The following is a 21,473-nucleotide window of genomic DNA, read 5'->3' as shown; positions in this document are numbered from 1 at the left end:
TTTCAAGACAGGATGGACCTGCGCCCACCGGAGCGGGCGCGTGCAGGAGCGGCTGGAGCCGCTTCTTTTTAAACGTTGACGCCGAAGGAGCGCGCGAGCGGACCGAGGCCGCCCTTGAAGCCCTGGCCCACGGCGCGGAACTTCCATTCGCCGCTGTGGCGATACAGTTCGCCGAAGATCATAGCCGTCTCGGTCGAGCTGTCTTCGGACAGGTCGTAGCGTGCGATCTCCGCTTCGCCATTGGCGTTCAGGCAGCGGATATACGCTTTCGCAACCTGGCCGAAGTTCTGGCGGCGCGCGTCGGCGTCGTGGATGGTGACGCAGAACGAGATCTTCTCGATGTCGGCGGGTACGCGCGACAGGTCGACCGCGATCTTCTCGTCGTCACCTGCGCCCTGGCCGGTGGTGTTGTCGCCGGCGTGCACCACCGAGCCATCGCTCGACTTGAGGTTGTTATAGAAGATGAAGTCGGTGTCGCTGCGGACCTTGGTGTCCGCCTTGAGCAGGAAAGCGCTGCCGTCGAGGTCGAATGCGGCGCCGTCGGTGGCGCGCGGGTCCCAGCCCAGGCCGATGATCACCTTGGTCAGGCCTGGCGCTTCCTTGCTCAGGTTGACGTTGCCGCCTTTCTGCAGACTGATTGCCATACGAACTCCTTTAAGTGGTCGGGTGGATCGGCCATGCTGCTGCCGCGAGGAGCCATGGCCGGCGGACATACATTATTTGATTGTACACGCTCCCGATTTCACATTGCCCGCTCTCGTGACGTCCATACAGCATTGCCCGCTTCGTAACATTCCAGTCATAATTGCGGCCGGAAGGAGACAGGATGGCAACAATGAAGCAGGTGGCGCAACGGGCCGGTGTATCGACCTCGACCGTCTCGCACGTGATCAACGGGACACGGGCGGTCAGCGAAGACGTGCGGGCGCGGGTGCTCGAGGTGATCGACGAGATGGGCTACATCCCGAACGCCATGGCGCGCAGCCTCAAGAACGACAAGAGCCATACCATCGGCGTCTCCATTCCCGACAATACCAATCCCTGCCTGGCCGAACTGCTGCGCGGCATCGAGGACGCGGCCTTCGAGGTCGGCTATACCATCATGCTGTGCAACAGCTACGAAGATGCGCGCCGCCAGGCGAGCCATTTGCGCAGCCTGATCGAGAAGCGCATCGACGGCCTGATCCTGGTGGCCGGCGCCGCGCGTGACGAACTGGCGCCGCTCCTGGCCAGCCAGCGCGTACCGATCGTGCTGGCCGAGCACGAGGTGGCGGCCGTCGACAGCGACTTCATCGGCCTGGATCACGAGGCGACCGGCTATGCCGCGGCGCGCCACCTGATCGGGCTCGGCCACCGCCGCATCGCCTGCGTCGCCGGGCCGCAAGGCGAGCCGCACAGCCTCGAGCGCATCGCCGGCCTGCGCCGCGCGCTGCAGGAAGAGGGCATCGCCTTCACGCCGGAGTATCTGGTCCATGGCGCCGCCGACTGTGCCGGCGGCCACGACGCCGTGCGCGCACTGCTGGCGCTGGCGGCGCCGCCCACCGGCATCTTCGCCTGCAACGACCTGATCGCGCTGGGCGGCCTGTGCGCCGCGCAGGAATCCGGCGTGTCCGTGCCGCGCCAGCTGTCGATCCTCGGCGGCGACGACCTCGGCATGGCGGCCTACGCCACGCCGCGCCTGACCTCGGTCTCGCAGCCGACCTACGAGATGGGACGCCGCCTGACTGCGCTCCTGATTGCACGGGTGCGCGGCGACGCCGGTCCGCTGCGGCGCGAGCGCCTGCCGGGCCGGCTGGTGGTGCGCGCCTCGACCGCGCAGGCGAACGCTTGAAGCGCGAAAAACGCCGATCGCACGATTGCACAACTCAGCTATTGCAAAAACCAGAGACCCGCACGTATAATGCGGCTCCCCGGGCGGTTAGTTCAGCTGGTTAGAATACTTGGTCGACATCCAAGGGGTCGCAGGTTCGAATCCTGCACCGCCCACCAGACTTCCAGATCGCAAGCCTTCGTTGCTTGCAGAGAAAAGACGGTTCGCCGTCTTTTCTGTGCTGACCAGCCAGGTCAGATTTCTCTTCTTTCTCCAAATACTGCGGAATGCGCAACAGGGTCGACATACCCCCGATTCTCTTGTTGCGTCAAGCCTTTTAGCGCGCTATACTAGCCGGCTTCGGTATGGGTATCTCTTTTTCGCCCGTACCTTTTCCTAGTAGTTTAATTAGCCCCGCCCAATCGTAGGTGGGAATGGAGAAAAAATGAGCCTGGGCCTCCTCGGTCGCAAGGTTGGCATGATGCGTATCTTCACGGATGACGGCGATTCGATCCCTGTCACCGTGCTGGACGTGTCCAACAACCGTGTTGCGCAAGTCAAAACCCCTGAAACTGACGGCTACACTGCTGTGCAAGTCGTCTTCGGCCAACGTCGCGCTTCCCGCGTGAACAAGGCTGCTGCTGGTCACTACGCCAAAGCTGGCGTGGAAGCTGGCACGATGCTGCGCGAATTCATCATCGATTCCGCTAAAGCCGCTGAACTCAAAGCCGGCGACACCATCAATGCTTCGATGTTCGAAGTGGGCCAGAAAATCGACGTGCAAGGCACCTCGATCGGTAAGGGCTACGCCGGTACCATCAAGCGCCACAACTTCGCCTCGGGTCGTCAGACCCACGGTAACTCGCGTTCGCACAACGTTCCTGGCTCCATCGGTATGGCGCAGGATCCGGGCCGCGTGTTCCCAGGCAAGCGCATGACCGGTCACATGGGCGACGTTACCGTCACCACCCAGAACCTGGAAATCGCCCGCATCGACGCTGACCGTCAACTGCTGCTCGTGAAAGGTGCTGTTCCTGGCGCCAAGAACGGCCAGGTGATCGTCAAGCCGGCTGTCAAAACCAAAGCCAAGAAAGGAGCCTAAGTATGGAACTCCAGCTCCTGAATGAGCAAGGTCAAGCTGGCGCCGGCGTTGCAGCTGCCGACACCGTGTTCGGCCGCGAATACAACGAAGCCCTGATCCACCAGATCGTGGTCGCCTACGCCGCCAACGCGCGCAGCGGCAACCGCAAGCAGAAAGACCGTGAAGAAGTCAGCCACACCACCAAGAAGCCATGGCGCCAAAAAGGCACCGGCCGCGCTCGTGCTGGTATGTCGTCGTCGCCTCTGTGGCGCGGCGGTGGTCGTATCTTCCCGAACACCCCGGACGAGAACTTCTCGCACAAGGTCAACAAGAAGATGTTCCGTGCAGGTATCTGCTCGATCTTCTCGCAGCTGGCCCGCGAAGGCCGTCTGAACGTTGTCGAAAACCTGTCGATCGAAGCTCCGAAGACCAAGCTGCTGTCGCAAAAGCTGCAGGGCATGGGCCTGGAATCGGTCCTGGTGATCACCGACACCATCGATGAAAACCTGGAACTGGCATCGCGTAACCTGCCGCACGTGCTCGTCGTCGAGCCGAAAGCAGCTGACCCGATGTCGCTGGTGTTCTACAAGAAAGTCCTGGTCACCAAAGCTGCTCTGGCCAAGATCGAGGAGATGTACGCATGAGCACCGCTATCAAATTCAGCGAAGAGCGCCTGATGAAGGTGCTGCTGGCTCCGGTTATTTCCGAAAAGGCGACCTTCGTCGCTGAAAAGAACGAACAGATCGTGTTCAAGGTTCTGCCGGATGCAACCAAGCCGGAAATCAAGGCTGCCGTCGAACTGCTGTTCAAGGTCGAAGTGGAATCGGTGCAAACCGTCAACCGCGAAGGCAAGGTCAAGCGTTCGGGCCGTTTCACCGGTCGCCGCAACCACACCAAGCGCGCTTTCGTGGCCCTGAAGCCGGGTCAGGAAATCAATTTTGTCGAGGAGGCTAAATAATGGCACTCGTTAAGATGAAGCCAACCTCCCCAGGCCGCCGCGGCATGGTGAAGGTTGTGAACAGCGACCTGTACAAAGGCCGTCCGTTCGCAGCCCTGGTTGAGAAGAAATCGAAGACTGCTGGCCGTAACAACAACGGTCACATCACCACCCGTCACATCGGCGGTGGCCACAAGCAGCACTACCGTCTGGTCGACTTCAAGCGCCAGAAGGATGGTATCCCTGCCAAGGTCGAGCGTATCGAATACGACCCGAACCGTACCGCGCACATCGCTCTGCTGTGCTACGCGGACGGCGCCCGTGCGTACATCATCGCTCCGAAGGGCGTCGCTGTCGGCGATACCCTGATGAACGGTTCGGAAGCACCGATCAAGGCCGGTAACTGCCTGCCGATCCGCAACATCCCGGTTGGTACCGTGATGCACTGCGTCGAAATGATGCCAGGCAAAGGCGCACAGATGGCCCGCACCGCCGGCGCCGCTGTCGTCCTGATGGCCCGCGAAGGCACCTACGCCCAGGTTCGCCTGCGCTCGGGTGAAGTCCGCCGCGTGCACATCGAGTGCCGTGCAACCGTGGGTGAAGTCGGCAACGCCGAACACAGCCTGCGCAAGATCGGTAAAGCCGGTGCGATGCGTTGGCGCGGTGTCCGCCCGACCGTCCGCGGTGTCGTCATGAACCCGATCGACCACCCGCACGGTGGTGGTGAAGGCCGTACGGCAGCAGGTCGCCATCCGGTGTCGCCATGGGGCCAGCAGACCAAGGGCAAGAAGACGCGTTCGAACAAGCGCACTTCGTCGATGATCGTCTCGCGCCGCGGCAAGAAATAAGGGATAAAACATGACTCGTTCATTGAAAAAAGGGCCGTTCATTGACGCCCACCTGGTGAAAAAAGTCGAAGCCGCGCAAGCGACCAAAGACAAGAAGCCAGTCAAAACCTGGTCGCGCCGCTCGACGATCACTCCTGACTTCATCGGTCTGACCATTGCTGTGCACAACGGCAAGGTCCACGTCCCGGTGTACGTCTCGGAGAACATGGTCGGCCACAAGCTCGGCGAATTCGCGCTGACCCGTACGTTCAAGGGCCACGCTGCTGACAAGAAGGCGAAACGATAATGGAAACTAAAGCAATCCTCAAAGGCGTTCGCCTGTCGGAACAAAAGGGTCGCCTCGTTGCTGACCTGATCCGCGGCAAGAAAGTTGACGCAGCACTCAACATTCTGCAGTTCAGCCCGAAGAAGGGCGCGACCATCATCAAGAAGGTTCTCGAGTCGGCAATCGCCAACGCGGAACACAACGATGGCGCCGACATCGACGAACTGAAGGTCGTGCAGATCTACGTTGAAAAGGGCCCGATCCTGAAGCGCTTTACGGCTCGCGCCAAAGGCCGCGGTGATCGCATTTCGAAACAATCCTGTCACATTTACGTGACTGTCGGTAACTAAGGGGTCACAGAATGGGTCAGAAAATCCACCCAACCGGCTTCCGCCTGGCGGTCACCCGTAACTGGGCATCGCGCTGGTACGCTGGCAACGGCAACTTCGCCGACATGCTGAAGGAAGACCTGGAAGCACGCGCTTTCCTGAAGAAGAAGCTGAAGAACGCTTCGGTCGGCCGCATCGTCATCGAACGTCCTGCCAAGAACGCACGCTTCACGATCTACTCGTCGCGTCCAGGCGTCGTGATCGGCAAGAAAGGCGAAGACATCGAAGTCCTGAAGACTTCGCTGGCGAAGATCATGGGCGTGCCTGTGCACGTCAATATCGAAGAGATCCGCAAGCCGGAAATCGATTCGCAGCTGATCGCCGACTCGATCGCCCAGCAGCTCGAAAAGCGCATCATGTTCCGTCGCGCCATGAAGCGTGCGATGCAGAACGCCATGCGCCTGGGTGCTGTCGGCATCAAGATCATGTCGTCGGGCCGCCTGAACGGCATCGAAATCGCACGTACCGAATGGTACCGCGAAGGCCGTGTGCCTCTGCACACCCTGCGCGCCGATATCGACTACGGCACCAGCGAAGCATCGACCACCTACGGCATCATCGGCGTCAAGGTCTGGGTCTACAAGGGCGACCGTTCGGTCACCGGCGAAGCTCCAGTCATCGACACCCCGCCGGATGAGAAGAAGCCACGCGGCCCGCGTCGCGACGACGGCAAGCCGTCGCGCGGCCCACGTCCGGCTGGCGCCGGCCGTCCTGGCACTGCAGCACCAACCGTCCGTGCACGTCCGGCTGTGAAGCCTGCCGCCCCGGCCGCCGCTGCGCCAGCTGATAAAGCAGGAGAATAAGCATGCTGCAACCATCGCGCAGGAAGTATCGTAAAGAGCAGAAAGGCCGTAACACCGGCATTTCGCACACCCGCGGCACCGCGGTCTCGTTCGGCGAGTTCGGCCTGAAGGCAGTTGCCCGTGGCCGTATCACCGCACGCCAGATCGAAGCGGCGCGTCGCGCCATGACCCGTCACATCAAGCGTGGCGGCCGTATCTGGATCCGTATCTTCCCGGACAAGCCGATTTCGAACAAGCCGGCCGAAGTCCGTATGGGTAACGGTAAGGGTAACCCCGAGTACTACGTCGCTGAAATCCAGCCAGGCAAAGTCCTGTACGAGATGGACGGCGTCGCAGAAGAACTGGCGCGCGAAGCGTTCCGCCTGGCCGCTGCCAAACTGCCGCTGGCGACCACTTTCGTGGTCCGTCAAGTCGGCCAATAACAGGAGTTGAATATGAAAGCATCGGAACTCCGCGGCAAGGACCAGGAAGCGCTGCAAAAGGAGCTGAGTGAGCTGCTGAAGGCCCAGTTCGGCCTGCGCATGCAAATCGCTACCCAGCAGCTGGGCAACACCGCGCAGCTCAAGAAAGTACGTCGCGACATCGCACGTGTGAAGACCGTGATGAACCAGAAGGAAGCCAAATGAACGACACCACTAAAACGGCGCTGAAGCGTACGCTGGTCGGCAAGGTCGTGTCCGACAAAATGGACAAGACGGTGACCGTACTGATCGAACGTCACGTGAAGCACCCGCTGTACGGCAAGATCATCGTGCGCTCGAACAAGTACCATGCGCACGACGAGTCCAACCAGGTCAAAGCCGGTGACACGGTCGAGATCACGGAAGGTCGCCCGATCTCGAAGACGAAGGCCTGGACCGTGACCCGTGTTGTGCAGCAAGCACAGGTCATCTAAAGCCTAAAAATTTGTCTTGCGTGGCCCGCTGGTATCTGTGATACTAGCGGGCTTCGTTCATGTGTTGCCGCAGTTTGCCCCCGCGGTTCTGCGGCCTGTAACGAATGGAAAGTCCATCACCCAAACATGGGGCTCCAGCAGGGGCGTCATGGCGGGACCAAGACTGACCGCAGGCCCACGGTTTCCGTGGGGTTTTCTACGGCTTAAGTTGGGAAAGAAAATATCATGATTCAAACCGAAAGCCGGCTCGAAGTGGCCGACAACACCGGTGCCAAGGAAGTTCTGTGCATCAAAGTGTTGGGCGGCTCGAAGCGCCGTTATGCGAGCATTGGCGACATCATCAAGGTCACCGTCAAGGTGGCTGCGCCGCGTGGTCGCGTCAAGAAGGGCGAAATTTACAACGCCGTGGTTGTGCGTACCGCTAAAGGTGTGCGCCGCCAGGACGGTTCCCTGGTCAAGTTCGACGGCAACGCCGCCGTCCTGCTGAACGCCAAGCTGGAGCCGATCGGCACCCGTATCTTTGGACCGGTCACGCGCGAACTGCGTACCGAGAAGTTCATGAAGATCGTGTCGCTGGCACCTGAAGTTCTGTAAGGAATCGACATGGATAAAATTCGTAAAAACGACGAAGTCATCGTTCTGGCCGGTAAGGACAAGGGCAAGCGTGGCGTCGTTCAGAAGCGTGTAGACGCTGAACACGTCATCGTTGAAGGCGTCAACGTCGCTAAGAAAGCGACCAAGCCGAACCCGATGACCGGTGTTACTGGTGGTATCGTCGACAAGACTATGCCGATTCACGTGTCGAACGTCGCGCTGTTCAATGCTGCGACCGGCAAGGCAGATCGCGTTGGCTTCAAAGACCAGGACGGCAAAAAAGTCCGCGTCTTCAAGTCGAACGGCGAAGTAGTGAAGGGGTAAGATAAATGGCCCGTCTCCAACAAATTTACAAAGAAAAAGTCGTCGCCGAACTGACCGAGAAATTCGGTTACAAGTCGGTGATGGAAGTCCCGCGCCTGACCAAGATCACCCTGAACATGGGTCTGTCGGAAGCAGTCGCTGACAAGAAGATCATCGAGCACGCCACTGGCGACCTGACCAAGATCGCCGGCCAGAAGCCGGTCGTCACCAAGGCGCGCAAGGCAATCGCAGGTTTCAAGATCCGCGAAGGCTACCCGATCGGTACCATGGTTACCCTGCGTGGCAACCGCATGTACGAATTCCTGGACCGCTTCATCACCGTGGCCCTGCCGCGCGTGCGTGACTTCCGCGGTGTGAATGGCAAATCGTTCGACGGTCGTGGCAACTACAACATCGGTGTCAAGGAACAGATCATCTTCCCTGAAATCGACTACGACAAGATCGATGCGCTGCGTGGCATGAACATCTCGATCACCACCACCGCTAAGACCGACGAAGAAGCCAAAGCGCTGCTCGCCGCCTTCAAATTCCCGTTCAGGAACTAAGAGCATGGCAAAACTTGCACTGATTAACCGCGAACAGAAGCGTGCAGACCTGGTGGAGAAATTCGCCGCAAAGCGTGCAGCTCTGAAAGCGATCATCAACGACCAGTCGAAGTCGGAAGAAGAGCGTTACGAAGCGCGCCTGAAACTCCAGGCACTGCCGCGTAACTCGGCCCCGACCCGCCAGCGTAACCGCTGCGCCATGACTGGCCGCCCACGTGGCACTTTCCGTAAATTCGGTCTGGCCCGTACCAAAGTCCGTGAATTCGCCATGAAAGGCGAAATCCCGGGTATGACCAAAGCCAGCTGGTAATAGGAGAATATGCAATGAGTATGAGCGATCCTATCGCCGATATGCTGACCCGCATTCGCAACGCACAAACTGTTTCGAAGACCACGGTCAACATGCCGTCGTCGAAAGTCAAGGTTGCCATTGCCAACGTCCTGAAGGACGAGGGTTACATCGAAGATTTCGCCGTGACCACCGAAGGTGGCAAGGCTGAACTGAAAATCGGTCTGAAGTATTACACCGGCCGTCCGGTCATCGAGCGCATCGAGCGCGTGTCCCGTCCTGGCCTGCGCGTCTACAAGGGCAAGAACGAGATCCCGACCGTCATGAACGGCCTGGGCGTGGCAATCGTCTCGACCCCGCAAGGCGTCATGACTGACCGCAAAGCACGTGCTACCGGCGTCGGTGGCGAAGTGCTGTGCTACGTGGCTTAAGGAGTAGACATGTCTCGAGTAGCTAAGATGCCAATCGCCGTCCCGGCAGGTACCGATGTCGCGATCAACGCGTCGTCGATCACCGTCAAGGGCCCGCTCGGCACCCTGACCCAGGCCCTGAACGGCCAGGTCAAAGTGGAAAACAACAACGGCACGCTGACCTTCGACGTGGTGGACGATTCGCGTGAATCGAACGCCATGTCGGGCACCCTGCGCGCCCTGGTCAACAACATGGTTACCGGCGTCACCAAGGGCTTCGAGAAGAAGCTGAACCTGGTGGGCGTGGGCTACAAGGCAGCTGTGCAGGGCAACGCCCTGAACCTGTCGCTGGGCTTCTCGCACCCGGTGCTGCACGCGATGCCGGAAGGCGTCACCGCAGCAACCCCGACCCCGACCGAAATCGTGATCAAGGGTATCGATCGCCAGAAGGTCGGCCAGGTTGCCGCTGAAGTGCGCGCTTACCGCTCGCCTGAGCCTTACAAAGGCAAGGGTGTCCGTTATTCGGACGAAGTGGTGAAGCTTAAAGAAACCAAGAAGAAATAATCGGAGCTGACATGGACAAGAAACAATCGCGTCTGCGTCGCGGACGTCAAACCCGCATCAAGATCGCCCAGCTGGGCGTGAACCGTCTGTCGGTTCACCGCACCAACCTGCACATCTATGCGAACCTGATCAGCCCGGACGCTAAGGTGCTGGTGTCGGCCTCGACGCTGGAAGCTGAAGTGCGTGCTGAACTGGCTGGCAAGACTGGCGCCGGCGGCAACGCTGCCGCTGCTGCCCTGGTCGGCAAGCGCGTCGCTGAGAAAGCACTGAAAGCAGGAATCACCGAAGTCGCATTCGACCGTTCGGGTTTCCGTTACCACGGCCGTGTGAAGGCGCTGGCGGAAGCCGCGCGTGAAGCCGGTCTGAAGTTCTAAGGAAGAATCGTCATGGCAAAAATGCAAGCAAAAATGCAAAGCGACAAGCCGGATGATGGCATGCGCGAGAAAATGATCGCGATCAACCGCGTGACCAAAGTGGTCAAGGGTGGTCGTATCATGGGTTTTGCAGCGCTGACCGTTGTCGGTGACGGCGATGGCCGCATCGGCATGGGCAAGGGCAAGTCGAAGGAAGTTCCTGTCGGCGTGCAGAAAGCGATGGAAGAAGCCCGCCGCAACCTGATCAAGGTGCCCCTCAAGAACGGTACGCTGCACCACATGGTGACCGGTCGTCACGGCGCCTCGCGCGTCATGATGATGCCGGCCAAGCCGGGTACCGGCGTGATCGCTGGTGGCGCAATGCGCGCTATCTTCGAGGTGATGGGCGTGACCGACGTGGTCGCCAAGTCGACCGGTTCGTCGAACCCGTACAACCTGGTTCGCGCGACCCTCGACGGTCTGTCGAAAATGAGCACTGCTTCCGATATCGCTGCCAAGCGCGGCAAGTCGGTTGAAGACATCCTGGGTTAAGGGGAACAAACATGGCAAACACTGTCAAAGTCAAGCTCGTCAAGGGCCTGATCGGTACCCGTCAGGATCACCGTGCCACCGTCCGCGGTCTGGGTCTGCGTCGTGTCAACTCGGTCTCCGAGCTGCAGGACACCCCGTCCGTGCGTGGCATGATCAACAAAGTCGCGTACCTCGTTAAAGTTGTTTCGTAAGCCGCGGCTTACGTACGGAGAAATCAATGGAACTCAATACCATTCAACCAGCTGACGGCGCCAAGCACGCGAAGCGTCGCGTTGGCCGCGGTATCGGCTCGGGTCTGGGCAAGACTGCCGGTCGCGGTCACAAGGGTCAGAAATCGCGTTCGGGCGGCTTCCACAAAGTCGGCTTCGAAGGCGGTCAGATGCCTCTGCAGCGTCGTCTGCCGAAGCGTGGCTTCAAGTCGCTGAACGCATCGTTCAAAGCTGAAGTCCGTCTGTCGGACCTGAACAACCTGGCTGTCGGCGAAATCGACATCCTGGTGCTCAAAGCAGCAGGCATCCTGCCGGTGGTGGCACGCGACGTGCGCGTCATCCTGTCGGGCGAGATCACCAAAGCGGTGACCCTCAAGGGCCTGAAGGCAACTGCCGGCGCGAAAGCGGCGATCGAAGCAGCTGGCGGTTCGGTCGCTTAATTGCGGCCCTGCCTGATCGGAGCAAAAATTGGCGACTAATTCACAACTTGGTAAAAGCGCCGCTTCCGGCTTCCCCTGGGGTCGGCTGTGGTTTTTGCTTGGCGCATTGGTCGTGTACCGCATCGGTGCTCACATCCCGGTCCCCGGGATTGACCCGGTGCAGCTGGCAGCGCTGTTCAAGCAGAACGAAGGCGGCATCCTGGGCATGTTCAACATGTTCTCGGGTGGCGCCCTGTCCCGCTTTACCGTGTTCGCCCTCGGCATCATGCCTTACATTTCGGCTTCGATCATCATGCAGCTTGCATCGATCGTCTCGCCGCAACTCGAGGCGCTGAAGAAAGAGGGCGAAGCCGGCCGCCGCAAGATCACCCAGTACACCCGTTACTTCACGGTGGCACTGGCACTGTTCCAGGCGTTCGGCATCGCGGTCGCGCTCGAAGCGCAGCCTGGCCTCGTGCTCGATCCGGGCATGGGCTTCCGCTTCGTCACGGTGACGACGCTGCTGACTGGCACCATGTTCCTCATGTGGCTGGGCGAGCAGATCACCGAGCGTGGTCTTGGCAACGGTATTTCGATCATCATTTTTGCCGGTATCGCAGCAGGTCTGCCGTCGGCTCTGGGTGGCCTGGCTACCCTGATCTCGAACGGTTCGATCAGCAGCATCTCCGCGATCCTCATCGTGATCCTGGTGGCAGCGGTAACGTATGCCGTCGTGTTCGTGGAACGCGGGCAGCGCAAGATCCTGGTGAATTACGCAAAACGTCAGGTCGGCAACAAGATCTACGGTGGCCAAACCAGCCACCTGCCCTTGAAGCTGAACATGGCCGGCGTGATCCCGCCGATCTTCGCCTCGTCGATCATCCTGTTCCCGGCAACGATCGTCGACTGGTTCACCCGTGGCAAGGACTCCACGAGCCCGTTCATCGGGTTCCTGAAGGACCTGGCCGCGTCGATGGCACCAGGCGAGCCGATCCACGCGTTGCTGTATGCGGTGGCGATTGTGTTCTTCTGCTTCTTCTACACGGCGCTGGTATTTAACAGCAAGGAAACGGCGGACAACTTGAAGAAGAGCGGCGCGTTTGTTCCGGGCATCCGTCCGGGCGAGCAGACTGCACGCTATATCGACAAGATCCTGATGCGCCTGACCCTGGCCGGTGCGGTCTACATCACCCTGGTGTGCCTGGTGCCGGAGTTCATGACCTCGCAGTGGAAAGTTCCTTTCTACTTCGGTGGCACGTCGCTCCTGATCGTCGTGGTGGTGACGATGGACTTCATGGCACAAGTGCAGAACTACGTCATGTCGCAGCAATATGATTCGCTGCTGCGCAAGGCGAATTTCAAGGGCGGAATTCCGTCGCGTTAAGCGGGGAAGGCATAGACCGAATGGCAAAAGACGACGTCATCCAAATGCAGGGGGAGATTCTCGAGAATCTCCCGAACGCGACGTTTCGCGTGAAGCTGGAAAACGGGCACGTGGTGCTGGGACATATCTCGGGTAAAATGCGCATGAATTACATCCGCATTCTCCCGGGTGACAAGGTGACGGTGGAGTTGACTCCGTACGACCTGTCCCGGGCCCGCATTGTGTTCCGCACCAAGTAAAAATCATTAAAGTAAACGAACCGAAGAGAGTGCAAAATGAAAGTTAACGCTTCAGTCAAGCGGATCTGCCGCAACTGCAAGATCATCAAGCGCAAGGGCGTGGTCCGTGTGATCTGCGTCGAGCCGCGTCACAAGCAGCGTCAAGGTTAAGAGGAATAACGAATGGCACGTATTGCAGGGGTTAACATCCCAAATCATCAGCACACTGTTATCGGCCTGACGGCGATCTACGGTGTTGGCCGTCCACGTTCGCAGAAGATCTGCGACGCAACCGGTATCGCGACCAACAAGAAGGTCAAGGACCTGGACGACAACGAACTCGAGAAGCTGCGTGACGAAGTCGCGAAGTTTGTCGTGGAAGGCGACCTGCGCCGCGAACTGTCCATGAACATCAAGCGTCTGATGGACCTGGGCTGCTACCGCGGCATGCGTCACCGTAAGGGCCTGCCAGTGCGCGGTCAGCGTACCCGTACCAATGCACGTACCCGCAAGGGCCCGCGCAAGGCCGCACAATCGCTGAAGAAATAATCTAGGAACCGACCATGGCCAAGCAACAGAGCAGCGCAGCAGCAGCCCGCGTGCGCAAGAAAGTCAAGAAGAACGTCGCCGAGGGCATCGCCCACGTCCACGCTTCCTTCAACAACACCATCATCACGATCACCGATCGCCAGGGCAACGCCCTGTCGTGGGCAACCTCCGGCGGCGCCGGCTTCAAGGGTTCGCGCAAATCGACCCCGTTCGCAGCGCAGGTTGCTGCCGAAGCCGCAGGCAAGGTCGCTCAGGAATCGGGCGTGAAGAACCTGGAAGTGCGCATCAAGGGCCCAGGCCCAGGCCGTGAATCGGCTGTGCGTGCACTGAACAACCTGGGCATCAAGATCACCGAGATCCAGGACGTCACCCCGGTTCCGCACAACGGCTGCCGTCCGCCGAAGCGTCGTCGTATCTAATACGATGCGCTGACGTGGATGTAGGGGAGGGTGCAAACCCACTCCTGCGTCGCGAAAAGCCAACAACGGGGCCTTGCGCCCCGTTGTGTTTTACGAGATTGACCGGCGCAGTGGGCCCGAAATGGGTTATACTGCCCGGCTCTTGTCGTCTGCCGTTTATACGGCGGGCGTTTTTTAAGCCACGTCCGCTCTCTTCAAGGGTCGGACTAGCGCCTGCCGCATCGCTTGCGATGCCTCCGGGGCGTGATTATTATTTCTAAGGATTCAACGTGGCACGTTATATCGGACCAAAAGCAAAACTGTCGCGCCGTGAAGGCACTGACCTGTTCCTGAAGAGCGCACGCCGCTCGCTCGATTCGAAGTGCAAACTGGACATCAAGCCAGGCCAGCACGGCGTCAAGTCGGGTGCCCGCACCTCGGACTACGGCAACCAGCTGCGTGAAAAGCAGAAGGTCAAGCGCATGTACGGCGTCCTCGAGCGCCAGTTCCGCCGCTACTTCGCTGAAGCATCGCGCAAGAAGGGCAACACCGGCGAAACCTTGCTGAAGCTGCTGGAAGCACGCCTCGACAACGTCGCGTACCGCATGGGCTTCGGCTCGACCCGCGCCGAAGCACGCCAGCTGGTGAGCCACAAGGCCTTCACCGTCAACGGCAACGTCGTGAACATCGCTTCGTACCAGGTCAAGACCGGCGACGTGATCGCTGTCCGCGAAAAGGCCAAGAAGCAAGTGCGTATCGCTGAAGCCCTGTCGCTGGCCGAGCAAGTCGGTTTCCCGAGCTGGGTCTCGGTCGATGCCAAGAAGTTCGAAGGCACCTTCCGTTCGTTCCCGGAGCGTAACGAGATCGCTGCTGACGTCAACGAAGCGCTGATCGTCGAACTGTACTCGCGTTAATCGACTTCGTCGCGGTCCTCCCGCGACGAAGTCGTCCCGGCGCAGGCCGGGATCCAAGTTTGCCAGCATATCGACGAACTTGGGCGGAAGAATGCCAGTGGCATTCTTCCGGCCTGCGCCGGAACGACGTGGTGGTGTGCGGCTGCAGCGACCTCGGGTCGGCGCCGCAACGGACGAAGCTCTCATCATCCCGTCGTTCATCCGAATTCGTATCACCGCCTGTTCATCGAACAGGCGCTTTTATTAATGCCATCAGCCTTATCGGTGTAACGAACCGAGGGTATTGAAAAGGACATTTCATGCAAAACAGTCTGTTGAAGCCACGTATCATCGATGTCGAAGCACTCGGCGCCGGCCACGCAAAAGTCGTGATGGAGCCGTTCGAACGTGGTTATGGCCACACCCTGGGCAACGCGCTGCGTCGCGTGCTGCTGTCGTCGATGGTCGGCTACGCGCCGACCGAAGTGACGATCGCCGGTGTGGTGCACGAGTACTCGTCGCTGGACGGCGTGCAGGAAGACGTCGTCGACCTGCTGCTGAACCTGAAGGGCGTGGTCTTCAAGGTCCACAACCGTGACTCCGTCACCCTGACCCTGAAGAAGGAAGGCGAAGGCGCCGTGCTGGCTTCGGACATCGACCTGCCGCATGACGTGGAACTGATCAACCCGGATCACGTGATCGCTCACCTGACCGCCGGCGGCAAGCTGGACATGCAGATCAAGGTCGAGAAGGGCCGCGGCTACGTTCCTGGTAACGTGCGTCGCCTGTCGGAAGACACCAACAAGACCATCGGCCGCATCATCCTGGACGCTTCGTTCTCGCCAGTGCGCCGCGTGTCCTACGCTGTGGAATCGGCCCGTGTCGAACAGCGTACCGACCTGGACAAGCTGATCATCAACATCGAAACCAACGGCGTCATCACCCCGGAAGAAGCGATCCGCCAGTCGGCACGCGTCCTGGTGGACCAGCTGAACGTGTTCGCCGCCCTGGAAGGCACCGAAGCCGCTGCCGAAGCACCGTCGCGTGCTCCGCTGGTCGATCCGATCCTGCTGCGTCCGGTGGACGACCTGGAACTGACCGTCCGTTCGGCAAACTGCCTGAAGGCCGAAAACATTTACTACATCGGCGACCTGATCCAGCGTTCGGAAAACGAACTGCTGAAGACGCCGAACCTGGGCCGCAAGTCGCTCAACGAAATCAAGGAAGTCCTTGCTTCGCGCGGCCTGACCCTGGGCATGAAGCTGGAAAACTGGCCGCCTGCAGGCCTGGAAAAGTAATTTGTACCACCTGCCCGAGCGTTTTTGCCCGGGCAGTTTTAACCCCTAGAACCGGTCCGCGGGCATGCGCAAGCATGAACGATCGAAGAACTGGAATGTAAACACTCGAAAGGAATCACCATGCGTCACCGTCACGGCCTTCGTAAGCTGAACCGTACTTCTTCCCACCGCCTGGCAATGCTGCGCAACATGACCGTTTCGCTGCTGCGTCATGAAGCCATCAAGACCACCGTCCCGAAAGCCAAGGAACTGCGTCGCGTCATCGAACCGATCCTGACCCTGGGCAAGACCGACACCCTGGCCAACAAGCGCCTGGCATTCGCTCGCCTGCGCGACCGCGAAATGGTGCAGAAGCTGTTCGCTGAACTCGGCCCACGTTACGCCAACCGTAACGGCGGCTACCTGCGCATCCTGAAAATGGGTTTCCGCGTGGGCGACAACGCGCCGATGGCGTACGTCGAACTGCTGGACCGTCCGGAAGTCACCTCGGCTGACGAAGCACCGACCGCTGAGTAATCGCTTCTCGCGACGAAAAAAAACCAGGCCCCGCGCCTGGTTTTTTTTCGCCTGTGCCGGCCGGTCCCATCGCACACGAACCGGCAGCCCGGTGTACCATGCCGGTGCGCTGTGACAACTCAACCGATACCATGCCCGTCTCACTCCACCGCCTTCTCCGTATCGTCCCGCTGCTGTGCCTTGCCCTGTTTGCGGCCCTGGCAGGGACAGCACGCTCCCAGGAATTCCTCGATCCCGCCATCGCATTCCGCTTCGAGGCGCGCATGGCCGACCCGCAAACGGCCGAAGTGCGCTACCAGATCGCCGACGGCTACTACATGTACCGCGAGCGCTTCGCCTTCCGCGCCACCGGGGCGAAGCTCGGCACGCCGGTGATCCCGCCAGGTAAAGTCAAGTTCGACGAGACCTTCCAGAAGGATGTCGAGACCTACAAGGGCGAAGTCGTCATCCGCATCCCGGTCGAGGGCAACGGTCCCTTCACGCTGAGCGCAACCAGCCAGGGCTGCGCCGACGCCGGCCTGTGCTATCCACCGCAGGAACACAGCGCGCCGCTGTCGAGCGGCGCGGGTGGCGCCGCACCGGCACTGCCGATCGGCGCCAACGCCCCGCAAATGTCGGCCCCAGGGCAGCTCATCGACGTGGCGCCGGCAACGCCGGTCCAGGCGCCTGCAGCAGCCGCCGCTCCCGCCGCGCAGCCTTCCGACATGGCCGGCATCGCCGGCATCCTCGCAGGCGGCCGCCTGCTGGCCATCATTCCCGCATTTGTCCTGCTCGGCCTGGGCCTGGCCTTTACGCCCTGCGTGCTGCCGATGGTGCCGATCCTGTCTTCGATCATCGTGGGCGAAGGCCAGCAGGTGCGCCGCTCGCGCGGTTTCATCCTGTCGCTGACCTACTCGCTGGGCATGGCCATCGTCTACACCGCGCTCGGCGTCGCCGCCGGCCTGGCGGGCGAGGGCCTGGCCGCGGCCCTGCAGAATCCCTGGGTGCTGGGCGCCTTCGCGCTCCTGATCGTGGCGATGGCGATGTCCATGTTCGGCTTCTACGAACTGCAGCTGCCGAGCGCGCTGCAAAGCCGCCTCGCCGGCGCGTCGAGCCGCCAGTCTGGCGGCAAGCTGGCCGGGGTGTTCGCGATGGGCGCGATCTCGGCCCTGATCGTCGGCCCCTGCGTCGCCGCGCCGTTGGCCGGCGCGCTGGTCTACATCAGCCAGACCCGCGACGTCGTCATTGGCGGCGCCGCGCTGTTCTCCATGGCGGTCGGCATGAGCATTCCGCTGCTGCTGGTCGGCGTCTCGGCCGGCTCGCTGCTGCCGCGCGCCGGCGCCTGGATGGAATCGGTGAAGCGCCTGTTCGGCGTGCTGATGCTGGCCATGGCCCTGTGGCTGGTGTCGCCGGTGCTGCCGCCTGTGGTCCAGATGCTGGGCTGGGCCGCGCTGCTGCTCGGTTACGGCTTCTACCTGCTGCGCAGGCACAAGCACTGGATCGCGATGGCGGCCGGCGCGGCGTTTGCCCTGCTGGGCGGCATCCAGCTGGTCGGCGCCGCCACCGGCGGGCGCGACGCACTGGCGCCACTGGCGCACCTGACGGGCGGGGCCCATCAGGGCCTGACCTTCAAGCGCATCAAGACGGTGCCGGATCTGGACCGCGAACTGGCCGCTACCCGCGGCAAGACAGTCATGCTCGACTTCTACGCCGACTGGTGCGTGTCCTGCAAGGAGATGGAAAAGCTGACCTTCGTCGACCCGGCGGTCCAGGCGAAACTGGCCAACACCATCCTGCTGCAGGTCGACGTCACCGCCAACGATGCCGAGGACAAGGCCATGCTGAAGCGCTTCAAGCTGTTCGGGCCACCGGGCATCATCCTGTTCGGGCCGGATGGGCAGGAGATTGCGGATAGCCGGGTGATCGGCTATCAGGATCCGAAGAAGTTCCTGGCTTCGCTGGCCCGCCTGCCATAAGGCAAAAAAAGACGCCCGATCAGGGCGTCTTTTGCTATACAAGGCCGGCGCCGATCAGCCGCGCATCATCTTGCCGTGGCCGCCGTGGTGACGGCCGCCGCGGCGCTGCTGCTGCTCGTCGAAGAGCTTGCGCTGTTCCGGCGTGAGGGCCGCGTACAGGCTGTTCAGGGCCGACAGGCGGGCTTCCATGCGCGCGGTGCGCTCTTTTTGCATCGCGATGTGGCGTTCCAGGCGCTGCGGGGCGGTGAGGGCGGCGCGCTGTTCCTTGCTCAGGCGCTGGCCGGCACGCTCGCCCTTTTGCGGCGGCGTCATGCTGGCGACAAAGGCTTGCCACACCGGCTGCTGGGCCGGGGTCAGCTTCAGCGTCTCGGCCAGCTTGGCCTGGCGGGCGGCGCGCTGTTCAAGACGCTTGGCGCGGAACTCGGCGAACTTCGCCTGGCGCTGCTCCGGCGTCAGGTTGCGGAATTCGGCGCGCTTGGCTTCGCGCTGCTCCTTGCTCATGGCGTGGCCATGACGACCCTCGGCAGGGGCGCCGGTCTGGGCCTGGACGCCGAGCGAAGCGCCGGCGATACCGAAAGCGGTGAGAGCGATCAGGACTTGTTTGCGGACGGTTTTCATTGTCATTCCTTGGTGTGAGAGTCAGGGTTGGTGTGCACTTTGCATCCGGACTGCTCGCTGCACGGTTCCCATCATCGCCACAAACTGTAACCGTGGGATTTCCCCTGTCCGATACTTTGTATCAATATGTTTCGCGTCTATCGGCATATACAAGCCGATACAAAAACGGTGTCCAAGTGCGCTTTAGATGGCGATAATTGAGCCTATGGACAATCCTTCTACGATTTTGATCGTCGACGACGACCGCGACATCCGCACCCTGCTCGCCGACTACCTGGAATCGAACGGCTACCGCACCATCGCGGCCGCCGACGGCAACGGCATGTGGAAAGCGCTCGACGATGCGCGTCCCGACCTCATCGTGCTCGACCTGAACATGCCGGGCGACGACGGCCTGACCCTGTGCCGCAAGCTGCGCGCGACCTCGAGCCTGCCGGTCATCATGCTGACCGCCCGCAACGAGCCGCTCGACCGCATCCTCGGCCTCGAAATGGGCGCCGACGACTACCTGCCGAAACCCTTCGAGCCGCGCGAACTGCTGGCCCGTATCCGCAGCGTGCTGCGCCGCTCGCACGCGATGCCGTCCAATGCGCCGTCCGAGAACGTCCAGCAGATGCGCTTCTCCGGCTGGACCCTGGACCTGACCGCGCGCCACCTGGTCAACCCGCAGGGCGTGGTGATCATGCTGTCCGGCGCCGAGTTCCGCCTGCTGCGCGTCTTCCTCGAGCATCCCAACCGCGTGCTGAACCGCGACCAGCTGCTGAACCTGACCCAGGGCCGCGACGCCGATCCCTTCGACCGCTCGATCGACATCCAGATCTCGCGCCTGCGCCAGAAGCTGGGCGAGGACGCGCGCATGCCGCAGATCATCAAGACCGTGCGCAACGGCGGCTACGTGCTGGCCGGCCAGGTGACCGTGGAGCCGGCTGCGTGAAAGCCTTCTTCGGATCGATGACCGGGCGCGTGTTCGCCACGCTGCTGCTCGGTATCCTGATCTCGGCAACACTGACCCAGCTGGTGGCCGACCTCGAACGCCAGCGCGTCATCGAACAGCAGCGCGACCAGCACCTGCTCGAACGCGCCGAACAACTCGTGATGGCGACCGAGATCGTGCCCACCTCGGCGCGCTCGGTCTACCTGTCGGTGGCCAACCGTCCCGGCCTGCGCCTGGAAGTCGGCACGCCGCAGCCGCTGGCAGGCAGCCCGAGCTGGTTCGCGCGTTCGCTGGCGGCCCGCCTGGGCGATGGCTACGGCATCGCGTCCGCCGCGGTGCGCCCCGCGTCCTGCGACATGCCGCACCAGCAGACCGTGCTCTACGGCATGATCCGCACCCAGTGGCACGGCGCCTGCGAAACCCTGAACGTGCGCCTGCGCGACGGCGAGGAACTGCGCCTGTCGGTGCTGCCGCCGCGCTCGGCCTTCACCGGCCCCGAAACCGACTACCGCATGACCATCGGCCTGTTCCTGGTCAGCATCGCTGCGCTGGCCTACCTGGTGGCGCGCATGACCACTCGCCCGCTCAAGGTGCTGGCGCGCGCCGCCCAGGACCTCGGCCACGACATCAACCGCGCGCCGCTCGAACTCAACGGCGCCAGCGAGATCCGCCAGGCCAGCGCCGCCTTCAATGCGATGCAGGCGCGGATCCGCCAGTACATCTTCCAGCGCACCCAGATGCTGGCGGCGATCACGCATGACCTGCAGACGCCCCTGACCCGCATGCGCCTGCGCCTGGAAAAGGTGTCGGATAGCGAACTGCAGGAACGCCTGATCGGCGACCTGTCGGCCATGCAGGAAATGGTGCGCGAAGGCCTGGTGCTGGCGCGCAGCATGGACACCACCGAGAACATGCAGATGCTGGATCTCGATTCGCTGCTCGAGGCCGTGTGCGCCGATGCCAGCGATGCTGGCCAGCAGGTCGCGCTCAAGGGCCATGCCGGCATGGCACTGCTGGGCCGGCCGCTGGACCTGCGCCGCTGCCTCGGCAACCTGATCGACAACGCGGTGAAGTACGGGCGCGAGGCGCGCGTCTGCGTCGACCGCATCAATGGCGCGGCCCGTATCCGCATCCGTGACGGCGGCCCCGGCATCCCGGCCGGCGAGCTGGGCCGGGTGTTCGACCCGTTCTACCGCGTCGAGACCTCGCGCTCGCGCGAATCGGGCGGGACCGGCCTGGGCCTGACCATCGCCCGCAACATCGCCGAACAGCACGGCGGCAGCATCGCGCTGGCCAACCATCCGGAAGGCGGTCTGGAAGTCACGCTGGTGCTGCCGGAGTACTATCCGAACAAGTAAATCTGCCAAATACACAATCCTGAAACATGGCTGTGGGAGAATGCAGCGCAGCATATTTTTTGTGC

At 61.5% G+C, this 21,473-nt stretch carries 34 protein-coding genes and 1 tRNA gene; 33 read left to right on the top strand and 2 right to left on the bottom strand.

All coding sequences use genetic code 11. From position 1 onward, the window contains the following. Positions 1-68: 68 nt before the first annotated feature. Positions 69-644: a TerD family protein gene (locus tag GV068_RS13275; RefSeq protein WP_159698348.1), complete on the bottom strand. Its 576-nt coding sequence runs from the start codon at positions 642-644 to the stop codon at positions 69-71. A 182-nt stretch (positions 645-826) separates the two neighbouring features. Here GV068_RS13275 and GV068_RS13270 point away from each other — a divergent pair, with 182 nt between their 5' ends. The 31 genes from GV068_RS13270 to dsbD all read left to right on the top strand — a co-directional run bounded on the left by GV068_RS13270 (position 827) and on the right by dsbD (position 18,498). Beyond that, a complete protein-coding gene (locus GV068_RS13270; RefSeq protein WP_229464156.1) occupies positions 827-1,831 on the top strand; it encodes a LacI family DNA-binding transcriptional regulator in 1,005 nt (334 codons plus the stop codon). Positions 1,832-1,912: 81 nt separating this feature from the next. After that, a tRNA-Val gene (locus GV068_RS13265) sits at positions 1,913-1,989 on the top strand. A gap of 266 nt (positions 1,990-2,255) precedes the next feature. After that, positions 2,256-2,912: a 50S ribosomal protein L3 gene (rplC, locus tag GV068_RS13260; protein ID WP_159698345.1), complete on the top strand. Its 657-nt coding sequence runs from the start codon at positions 2,256-2,258 to the stop codon at positions 2,910-2,912. 2 nt (positions 2,913-2,914) lie between these two features. Next, positions 2,915-3,535 (top strand): 50S ribosomal protein L4, encoded by a 621-nt coding sequence (rplD, locus tag GV068_RS13255; protein ID WP_159698342.1) that lies wholly within the window; start codon positions 2,915-2,917, stop codon positions 3,533-3,535. Further along, the gene (rplW, locus tag GV068_RS13250) at positions 3,532-3,849 is read left to right on the top strand and encodes a 50S ribosomal protein L23 (protein WP_027867259.1); all 318 of its coding nucleotides are present in this window, start codon (positions 3,532-3,534) and stop codon (positions 3,847-3,849) included. The genes rplD and rplW overlap by 4 nt, the downstream gene beginning before the upstream one ends. Beyond that, positions 3,849-4,676: a 50S ribosomal protein L2 gene (rplB, locus tag GV068_RS13245; RefSeq protein WP_159698339.1), complete on the top strand. Its 828-nt coding sequence runs from the start codon at positions 3,849-3,851 to the stop codon at positions 4,674-4,676. The genes rplW and rplB overlap by 1 nt, the downstream gene beginning before the upstream one ends. A 10-nt stretch (positions 4,677-4,686) precedes the next feature. Continuing rightward, positions 4,687-4,962 carry a 30S ribosomal protein S19 gene (gene rpsS / locus GV068_RS13240; RefSeq protein ID WP_005663463.1) on the top strand — a complete coding sequence of 92 codons (276 nt, stop codon included), beginning with the start codon at positions 4,687-4,689 and terminating at the stop codon, positions 4,960-4,962. Continuing rightward, positions 4,959-5,291: a 50S ribosomal protein L22 gene (gene rplV, locus GV068_RS13235; RefSeq protein ID WP_171085678.1), complete on the top strand. Its 333-nt coding sequence runs from the start codon at positions 4,959-4,961 to the stop codon at positions 5,289-5,291. Before rpsS ends, rplV begins: the two co-directional genes overlap by 4 nt. Before the next feature lie 11 nt (positions 5,292-5,302). Beyond that, entirely contained in the window at positions 5,303-6,133 is an 831-nt protein-coding gene (gene rpsC, locus GV068_RS13230; RefSeq protein ID WP_159698336.1) for a 30S ribosomal protein S3, read from the top strand. 2 nt (positions 6,134-6,135) lie between these two features. Further along, a complete protein-coding gene (gene rplP, locus GV068_RS13225; RefSeq protein ID WP_005663456.1) occupies positions 6,136-6,555 on the top strand; it encodes a 50S ribosomal protein L16 in 420 nt (139 codons plus the stop codon). Between the two features lie 12 nt (positions 6,556-6,567). Further along, positions 6,568-6,759, top strand: a complete 192-nt coding sequence (gene rpmC, locus GV068_RS13220; protein WP_159698333.1) for a 50S ribosomal protein L29 — start codon at positions 6,568-6,570, stop codon at positions 6,757-6,759. Then, a complete protein-coding gene (gene rpsQ, locus GV068_RS13215) occupies positions 6,756-7,028 on the top strand; it encodes a 30S ribosomal protein S17 (protein WP_159698330.1) in 273 nt (90 codons plus the stop codon). The genes rpmC and rpsQ overlap by 4 nt, the downstream gene beginning before the upstream one ends. Before the next feature lie 225 nt (positions 7,029-7,253). Next, positions 7,254-7,622 (top strand): 50S ribosomal protein L14, encoded by a 369-nt coding sequence (gene rplN / locus GV068_RS13210; protein WP_005663451.1) that lies wholly within the window; start codon positions 7,254-7,256, stop codon positions 7,620-7,622. Between the two features lie 9 nt (positions 7,623-7,631). Continuing rightward, positions 7,632-7,946 carry a 50S ribosomal protein L24 gene (gene rplX / locus GV068_RS13205; RefSeq protein ID WP_027867252.1) on the top strand — a complete coding sequence of 105 codons (315 nt, stop codon included), beginning with the start codon at positions 7,632-7,634 and terminating at the stop codon, positions 7,944-7,946. Between the two features lie 5 nt (positions 7,947-7,951). Beyond that, the gene (rplE, locus tag GV068_RS13200) at positions 7,952-8,491 is read left to right on the top strand and encodes a 50S ribosomal protein L5 (protein WP_159698327.1); all 540 of its coding nucleotides are present in this window, start codon (positions 7,952-7,954) and stop codon (positions 8,489-8,491) included. Positions 8,492-8,495: 4 nt separating this feature from the next. After that, positions 8,496-8,801, top strand: coding sequence for a 30S ribosomal protein S14 (gene rpsN, locus GV068_RS13195; protein ID WP_159698324.1), 306 nt, complete (start codon positions 8,496-8,498; stop codon positions 8,799-8,801). A 14-nt stretch (positions 8,802-8,815) separates the two neighbouring features. Further along, positions 8,816-9,211, top strand: a complete 396-nt coding sequence (gene rpsH / locus GV068_RS13190; protein ID WP_159698321.1) for a 30S ribosomal protein S8 — start codon at positions 8,816-8,818, stop codon at positions 9,209-9,211. Between the two features lie 9 nt (positions 9,212-9,220). Beyond that, on the top strand, positions 9,221-9,754 hold the full coding sequence (rplF, locus tag GV068_RS13185; RefSeq protein ID WP_159698318.1) for a 50S ribosomal protein L6: 534 nt from the start codon (positions 9,221-9,223) through the stop codon (positions 9,752-9,754). Positions 9,755-9,765: 11 nt separating this feature from the next. After that, entirely contained in the window at positions 9,766-10,128 is a 363-nt protein-coding gene (gene rplR / locus GV068_RS13180; protein ID WP_005663438.1) for a 50S ribosomal protein L18, read from the top strand. 12 nt (positions 10,129-10,140) lie between these two features. Beyond that, the gene (gene rpsE, locus GV068_RS13175; protein WP_159698315.1) at positions 10,141-10,659 is read left to right on the top strand and encodes a 30S ribosomal protein S5; all 519 of its coding nucleotides are present in this window, start codon (positions 10,141-10,143) and stop codon (positions 10,657-10,659) included. A gap of 11 nt (positions 10,660-10,670) precedes the next feature. Next, positions 10,671-10,850, top strand: a complete 180-nt coding sequence (rpmD, locus tag GV068_RS13170) for a 50S ribosomal protein L30 (protein ID WP_036246278.1) — start codon at positions 10,671-10,673, stop codon at positions 10,848-10,850. 26 nt (positions 10,851-10,876) lie between these two features. Continuing rightward, positions 10,877-11,308: a 50S ribosomal protein L15 gene (gene rplO, locus GV068_RS13165; RefSeq protein WP_159698312.1), complete on the top strand. Its 432-nt coding sequence runs from the start codon at positions 10,877-10,879 to the stop codon at positions 11,306-11,308. 28 nt (positions 11,309-11,336) lie between these two features. Then, positions 11,337-12,671, top strand: a complete 1,335-nt coding sequence (gene secY / locus GV068_RS13160; protein WP_159698309.1) for a preprotein translocase subunit SecY — start codon at positions 11,337-11,339, stop codon at positions 12,669-12,671. A gap of 20 nt (positions 12,672-12,691) precedes the next feature. Next, complete coding sequence (gene infA / locus GV068_RS13155) at positions 12,692-12,910, top strand: translation initiation factor IF-1 (protein WP_005663428.1); 219 nt, start codon at positions 12,692-12,694, stop codon at positions 12,908-12,910. A 36-nt stretch (positions 12,911-12,946) separates the two neighbouring features. Further along, positions 12,947-13,060, top strand: coding sequence for a 50S ribosomal protein L36 (gene rpmJ, locus GV068_RS13150; protein WP_005663407.1), 114 nt, complete (start codon positions 12,947-12,949; stop codon positions 13,058-13,060). Positions 13,061-13,072: 12 nt separating this feature from the next. Continuing rightward, a complete protein-coding gene (gene rpsM, locus GV068_RS13145; RefSeq protein WP_056337616.1) occupies positions 13,073-13,438 on the top strand; it encodes a 30S ribosomal protein S13 in 366 nt (121 codons plus the stop codon). A 14-nt stretch (positions 13,439-13,452) separates the two neighbouring features. Then, positions 13,453-13,857, top strand: coding sequence for a 30S ribosomal protein S11 (gene rpsK, locus GV068_RS13140; protein ID WP_005663404.1), 405 nt, complete (start codon positions 13,453-13,455; stop codon positions 13,855-13,857). A gap of 269 nt (positions 13,858-14,126) precedes the next feature. After that, complete coding sequence (gene rpsD / locus GV068_RS13135) at positions 14,127-14,750, top strand: 30S ribosomal protein S4 (RefSeq protein WP_159698306.1); 624 nt, start codon at positions 14,127-14,129, stop codon at positions 14,748-14,750. A 299-nt stretch (positions 14,751-15,049) separates the two neighbouring features. Continuing rightward, on the top strand, positions 15,050-16,027 hold the full coding sequence (locus tag GV068_RS13130) for a DNA-directed RNA polymerase subunit alpha (RefSeq protein ID WP_005663401.1): 978 nt from the start codon (positions 15,050-15,052) through the stop codon (positions 16,025-16,027). 120 nt (positions 16,028-16,147) lie between these two features. After that, a complete protein-coding gene (gene rplQ, locus GV068_RS13125; protein ID WP_159698303.1) occupies positions 16,148-16,543 on the top strand; it encodes a 50S ribosomal protein L17 in 396 nt (131 codons plus the stop codon). Between the two features lie 131 nt (positions 16,544-16,674). Continuing rightward, positions 16,675-18,498: a protein-disulfide reductase DsbD gene (dsbD, locus tag GV068_RS13120; protein ID WP_159698300.1), complete on the top strand. Its 1,824-nt coding sequence runs from the start codon at positions 16,675-16,677 to the stop codon at positions 18,496-18,498. A 54-nt stretch (positions 18,499-18,552) separates the two neighbouring features. Here the strand turns inward: dsbD and GV068_RS13115 are convergent, their stop codons facing one another. Continuing rightward, on the bottom strand, positions 18,553-19,116 hold the full coding sequence (locus tag GV068_RS13115) for a Spy/CpxP family protein refolding chaperone (RefSeq protein WP_159698297.1): 564 nt from the start codon (positions 19,114-19,116) through the stop codon (positions 18,553-18,555). Between the two features lie 205 nt (positions 19,117-19,321). Between GV068_RS13115 and GV068_RS13110 the strand changes: the two genes are divergently transcribed. Beyond that, positions 19,322-20,050, top strand: a complete 729-nt coding sequence (locus GV068_RS13110) for a response regulator (protein ID WP_159698294.1) — start codon at positions 19,322-19,324, stop codon at positions 20,048-20,050. After that, on the top strand, positions 20,047-21,408 hold the full coding sequence (locus GV068_RS13105; protein WP_159698291.1) for an ATP-binding protein: 1,362 nt from the start codon (positions 20,047-20,049) through the stop codon (positions 21,406-21,408). Before GV068_RS13110 ends, GV068_RS13105 begins: the two co-directional genes overlap by 4 nt. The last annotated feature ends 65 nt before the right edge of the window (positions 21,409-21,473 follow it).

The organism is Massilia sp. 9I (assembly GCF_902506415.1).
Classification (GTDB): domain Bacteria; phylum Pseudomonadota; class Gammaproteobacteria; order Burkholderiales; family Burkholderiaceae_D; genus Telluria.
Note: the sequence above shows the minus strand (reverse complement) of the source record. Positions and strands in the feature narration are given on the sequence as shown.